Source organism: Burkholderia sp. A9, assembly GCF_000801975.1.
The window spans coordinates 1-828 of the sequence record NZ_JSZN01000095.1 but is presented as its reverse complement, the minus strand read 5'-3'; the positions used below and the strand labels follow the sequence as shown (position 1 = coordinate 828).

The following is an 828-nucleotide window of genomic DNA, read 5'->3' as shown; positions in this document are numbered from 1 at the left end:
TGGTGCTCGCGACGGGCTCGGGCTCGCTGATCTTCTCGCACGTGAATGACGGCGGCTTCTGGCTGATCAAGGAATACTTCGGGATGACGGTCGGTCAGACGTTCAAGACCTGGTCGTTGCTCGAAACCATCATCTCGGTGCTCGGTCTGAGCTTTACACTGCTGCTGAGCCTGGTTTTGTAACAAGGGGTAGTCAATGATTCTGATCGCAATGGGCGTGTCGGGCGCGGGCAAGTCGCGAATCGGCGAAATGCTGGCGGAACGCCTGTCGTGCAGCTATACCGACGGCGACGCGTTTCACAGCGCGGCGAACAAGGAAAAGATGCACCACGGCATTCCGCTGACCGACGACGACCGCTGGCCGTGGCTCGGCACGATCCGCGAGGCCATCGAGGCCAAGCAGCGTGCCGGCGAGACGGCCGTGTTCACGTGCTCGTCGCTGAAGCGGTCGTACCGCGACGTGCTGCGCGGCACCGACACCGACGTGCGGTTCGTGTATCTGAAGGGCTCGTTCGAGGTCTTGCACGAGCGCCTGAAGACCCGCACCGGCCATTTCTTCGATCCGTCGCTGCTGAAAAGCCAGCTCGACACGCTCGAGGAGCCGGGCCCGGACGAAGCGATCGTGGTCAGCATCGAGCTGACGCCCGAACAGATCGTCGATGAAGTGATGGTGAAGATCGGCCTCGCGCAGCAGCACTGAGCGCGGTTCGCGGCAATCGTCATGCAGCAGTGAAAAAGGCGCCCCTCGGGGCGCCTTTTTCGTTTGCGGCCCGCAAGCGGTCAGGCCGCGCGTGCGTGCTGCGCGATGCCGTCGAGCAGCACGTCGAGC

General features: G+C 63.2%; 2 protein-coding genes. Both read left to right on the top strand.

The features are described from left to right. A partial coding sequence (locus PI86_RS15610; RefSeq protein ID WP_235362813.1) for a GntP family permease occupies nt 1-182 on the top strand: 182 nt, incomplete at its 5' end. Nucleotides 183-195: 13 nt separating this feature from the next. Beyond that, a complete protein-coding gene (locus PI86_RS15605) occupies nt 196-699 on the top strand; it encodes a gluconokinase (RefSeq protein WP_014898086.1) in 504 nt (167 codons plus the stop codon). Nucleotides 700-828 lie beyond the last annotated feature (129 nt).